At 68.0% G+C, this 5,422-nt stretch carries 1 protein-coding gene; it reads left to right on the top strand.

Translation table 11 applies throughout. The features are described from left to right. A partial coding sequence (locus tag ACZ6I3_RS39290; protein ID WP_469421119.1) for an amino acid adenylation domain-containing protein occupies positions 1-5,422 on the top strand: 5,422 nt, incomplete at both ends.

Raw genomic sequence — 5,422 nt, 5'->3', positions numbered from 1 at the left:
CCGGTGCCGGTGGGTGTGGTGGGGGAGTTGTATGTGGCGGGTGCGGGTCTGGCGCGGGGTTATCTGAATCGTGCGGGGCTGACGTCGGAGCGGTTCGTCGCGTGCCCGTTCGGTGCGGTGGGTGCGCGGATGTACCGGACGGGAGACCGTGCGCGCTGGACGGCTGAGGGGCGTCTGGCCTTCGAAGGCCGTGCGGATGATCAGGTTCAGTTGCGTGGTTTCCGGGTGGAGTTGGGTGAGGTGGAGGGGGTGTTGTCGCGTCATGGTGCGGTGAGGGATGTGGCGGTGGTGGTGCGGGATGAGCGGTTGGTTGCGTATGTGGTGGGGGAGGTTGCGGGCGCGGATGTGAGGGGGTTCGCGGCTGTCCGGTTGCCGGAGTACATGGTGCCGTCGGCGGTGGTGGTGCTGGATGCGTTGCCGTTGACGGTGAATGGGAAGCTGGATCGCAGGGCGTTGCCGGCTCCCGAGTTCACGGTGGGTGAGGGGCGTGCGCCCGCGACGGTGCAGGAAGAGATCCTCTGCCAGGCATACGCCCAGGTCCTGGGTCTGCCCGCGGTGGGTGTGGACGACGACTTCTTCGCTCTCGGTGGGCATTCCCTGCTGGCGGTGTCGCTGGTGGAGCAGTTGCGCGGTCGGGGTGTGTCCGTCTCCGTGCGCGCTCTGTTCCAGACGCCGACACCCGCAGGGCTGGCCGCGGTGGCGGCTCCGGATGAAGTCGTGGTTCCGGAGAACAGGATCCCCGAGGGTGCTGAGCGCATCACTCCGGACATGCTGCCGCTGGTGGATCTCGACGAGTCCGAGTTGGCGCACGTCGTGGCGCGGATACAGGGCGCCGCGGCGAACATCGCCGACGTCTACCCGCTCGCCCCGCTGCAGGAAGGCATCCTCTTCCACCATCTGTTGCAGGCGGACGGTGGTGCGGATGCGTATGTGGTGCCGCGGGTGCTGCGGTTCGACTCGCGTGAGCGTCTGGATGCGTTCCTCGGCGCTCTTCAGCGGGTGGTGGACCGGCACGACATCTATCGCACGGCGATCGTGTGGGAGCGGTTGCGTGAGCCGGTCCAGGTCGTGGTACGTCAGGCAAAGCTCCCGGTTGCATCGGTGGAGTTGACTGCCGAAGGTCCCGCCGAGGTGGAGCAGTTGACTGCGGCGGCCGGGTCGAGCATGGATATCGGCCGTGCCCCGTTGATCGATGTGCACACCGCCGCGCAGCCGGGGGTGGACGGTGGCTGGCTGGCGTTGCTGCGGATGCATCACCTGGTCCAGGACCACACCACGCAGGATGTCCTGCTGGACGAGATGGGCGCGTTCCTGTCGGGGCGGGAGGATTCGCTGCCCGAGCCGTTGCCGTTCCGGAATTTCGTCGCGCAGGCGCGGCTGGGCGTGACGCGCGATGAGCATGAGCGGTACTTCGCCGGTCTGCTGGGGGATGTGGAGGAGACCACCGCTCCGTACGGTCTGCTGGACGTGCATGGTGACGGCAGCGGTGTCGTGCGCTCCCGTCTGGGCGTTGACGACGAGGTCGGCCGGCGGGTCCGCGACGTCGCCCGGTCACTCGGCGTGAGTCCGGCCAGCGTGTTCCACCTGGCGTGGGCGAGAGTGCTCGCGACGGTCAGTGGCCGGGATGATGTCGTGTTCGGGACGGTGCTGTTCGGGCGGATGAACGCCGGAACCGGCGCGGACCGGGTGCCGGGGCTGTTCATCAACACCCTGCCCGTGCGGGTCCGTGTCGACGCGGAGGGCGTGGGCAGCGCGCTGGAGGGCGTACGCAACCAGTTGGCGGAGCTGCTGGTCCACGAGCACGCCCCGCTGACGCTGGCGCAGCAGGCCAGCGGGATCCCGAACGGCAGTCCGCTGTTCACCTCACTGTTCAACTACCGACACGGCCGACGCCCGCAGGAGAGGCCGGGTCCGGAGGCGGGCACGGCGCCCAGGGGCATCAGCACGGTGTCCACGCGTGAGGTGACGAACTACCCGGTGGCCGTGGCGGTCGATGACCTGGAGTCCAGGTTCGGGCTGACCGTGGACGCGGTGGGCCCGGTGGACGGGCAGGCGGTGTGCCGGCTGCTGCACACCTGCCTCGACAACCTCGTGACCGCGCTGGAGGACGACCCCAACAGCTCCCTGGCGGCGGTGGACATCCTCGACCAGAGCGAACAGAACCGACTCCTCGAAGACTGGAACGACACCACAACAGAACTGTCCCGGCAGTCTGCGCCCCAGATGTTCCAGGCGCAGGTGGCTCGCACCCCCGACGCTGTGGCGGTGGTGTACGGCGCTACTGAGCTGTCGTACGCCGAGTTGGAGGCCAAGGCGAATGGGCTGGCGCACTACCTGCGAGGGCTCGGGATCGGCGCAGAGTCCGTGGTGGGAGTGTTCTTGCCGCGTGGGGTCGACCTGGTCGTCGCGTTGCTGGCGGTGTTGAAGACAGGTGCGGCGTATGTGCCATTGGATGCGCAGTATCCGGCGGAGCGGCTGGAGTTCATGCTCGCTGACAGCGGCGCGCGCGTAGTCGTCGGGCGCGGCGACGCGGCAGCCGAACTGTCAGTGCCGACAGTGCACGTGGTGAACCTGGACGACACGCGGGTGGCACGGGAACTGGCGGTGGCACCCGTCACTCCTCCCGAAGTCGCCTTCGAGGCCGGTGGCCTGGCGTACGTCATCTATACGTCCGGCTCGACGGGGCGCCCCAAGGGAGTGGCCGTGTCGCACGACGGCGTGGCGAGCCTGGTGGCGGCTCAGGCGGAGCGATTCGCGGTGGATTCCGACAGCCGAATGCTGCAGTTCGCGTCGGTGAGCTTCGACGCTGCGGTGTCCGAGGTACTGGTGGCGCTGTCGTCTGGGGCACGACTCGTGCTGTCCGATGCGCACGAGTTGTTGCCCGGTTCGGGGCTGGTCGAAGTCGTGGCGCGGCATCAGGTGACACACGTGACGCTGCCGCCGGCCGTCCTGGCCGTGCTGGCGCCCGAGGATCTGCCTTCGGTGTCGACACTGGTGTCAGCGGGTGAAGTACTCAGCGGTGACCTGGTCGGACGCTGGTCTCCGGGCCGCCGGTTCATCAATGCCTATGGCCCCACGGAGACAACCGTGTGCGCCACGATGTCGGCCCCGCTCGCACCTGACGACGCCGCGGGAATCGGCTCTCCGATCGTCAACACTCAGGCGTATGTGCTGGATGGTGCGTTGCGGCCGGTGCCGGTGGGTGTGGCGGGGGAGTTGTATGTGGCGGGTGCGGGTGTGGCGCGGGGGTATGTGGGCCGGCCCGGGCTGACGGGGGAGCGGTTTGTCGCGTGTCCGTTCGGTCCGGCTGGTGAGCGGATGTATCGGACGGGGGATGTGGTGGGGTGGTCGGCTGGGGGCCGGCTGGAGTATCTGGGGCGTGCGGATGAGCAGGTGAAGGTCCGGGGGTTCCGGATCGAGCCTGGTGAGATTGAGGCGGTGCTGGCTGCGCATCCCCAGGTCACACAGACAGCGGTGATCGCCCGTGAGGACGTTCCCGGGGACAGGCGCCTGGTGGCGTATGTGGTGGGGGATGCTGCGGAGTCCGAGCTGCGTGACTTCGTGGCTGAGCGGTTGCCGCAGTACATGGTGCCGTCGGCCGTCGTGACTCTGGATGCGTTGCCGTTGACTGTGAACGGCAAGCTGGACCGTAAGGCGCTGCCTGCGCCTGCCTACACGGGGGCTGACGGCGGTCGTGCGCCGGTCACGGTGCAGGAGGAGATTCTGTGCCAGGCGTTCGCCCAGATCCTGGGGCTGCCCGCGGTCGGTGTGGATGACGACTTCTTCGCGTTGGGTGGGCATTCGCTGTTGGCGACGCGTTTGGTGAGTCGGGTGCGTGCGGTGCTGGGTGTGGAGGTGGCGCTGCGGACGTTGTTCGAGGCGTCGACGCCGGCGGGGCTTGCGGCGAGGCTGGGTCAGGCGGGTGTGGCGCGTCCGGCGTTGGTGGCGGGGGTGCGTCCGCAGCGGGTGCCGTTGTCGTATGCGCAGCGCAGGCTGTGGTTCCTCGGTCAGTTGGAAGGCCCGAGTGCGACCTACAACATCCCGACGACTTTGCGCTTGTCAGGTGAGCTGGACCGGCGAGCGCTGGAAGAAGCCTTCCGCGATGTGCTGGAGCGTCATGAGGTGCTGCGGACGGTGTTCGCGGTCGCCGACGGTGAGCCGTATCAGCGGATCCTGCCGGTCGAGGAGACCGGGTTCGCACTCACGCTCACCGATGTGAGCGGGGAGGAGTTGGGCGGGGTTGTGGCGGAGGCGGCGCGGTATGCCTTCGATCTGAGTGCAGAAATCCCCTTGCGGGCGCGGCTGTTCTCGGTGGGTCCGGATGAGCATGTGTTGTCGGTGGTGGTGCATCACATCGCGGGTGATGGTTGGTCGATGGGGCCGTTGGCGCGGGATGTGTCGGTGGCGTATGGGGCGCGGTGTGAGGGTCGGGTTGCGGGGTGGGAGCCGTTGCCGGTGCAGTACGCGGACTACGTGTTGTGGCAGCGGGAGATGTTCGGGTCCGAGGATGATCCGGAGAGTGTGTTGTCGCGTCAGGTGGGGTTTTGGCGTGAGGCGTTGGCGGGGGTGCCGGAGGAGTTGGCGTTGCCGTATGACCGGTCGCGTCCGGCGGTTGCTTCGCATGTGGGTCATGCGGTGGCGCTTGAGGTTCCGGCTGGGGTGCATGCGCGGTTGCGTGAGGTGGCGCGTGAGCGTGGTGTGACGGTGTTCATGGTGCTGCAGGCGGCGTTGGCGGTGACGTTGTCGCGGTTGGGTGCGGGTACGGACATTCCGATCGGTTCGGCGGTCGCGGGTCGTACGGATGAGGCGCTGGATGATCTGGTCGGGTTCTTCGTGAACACGCTGGTGGTGCGGACGGATCTGTCGGGCGACCCGACGTTCGCGCAGGTGCTTCAGCGGGTGAGGGAGACGAGTCTGGCCGGATTCTCGCATCAGGATGTGCCGTTCGAGCGGCTGGTGGAGGAGCTGGCGCCGGTGCGTTCGCTGGCGCGGCATCCGTTGTTCCAGGTGATGTTGACGTTGCAGAACAACGCGCAGGCGGTGGTCGACCTGCCGGGGTTGCAGGCTGCCGGAGTGCCGGCCGGATCTGCCGGGGTGTCCGGGGCTGCGGGGTCTGCCACGGCCAAGTTCGACCTGGACGTGATGGCCGCCGAGGTCTTCGACACCGAGGGTGCTCCCGCTGGTATGCGGGGCGTCGTGATCGCGGCTGCCGATGTGTTCGATGCGGGGACTGCCGAGCGGTTCGCGGAGTGGTTGGCGCGGGTGCTCGAGGTGGTCGTGGGGGCTCCGGACATCCGGATGAGTGCGGTGGAGGTGCTGAGTCCTGATGAGCGTGGGGTGGTTTTGGGTTGGGCTGGTGTGGGTGGGGAGTTGGCGGGTGGGGTGTCGGTGGTGGAGTTGTTTGAGGCTCAGGTGGTGCGTG

It is taken from the genome of Streptomyces sp. NPDC041940 (genome assembly GCF_055589465.1).
This window is presented reverse-complemented; position numbering and strand designations above follow the sequence as displayed.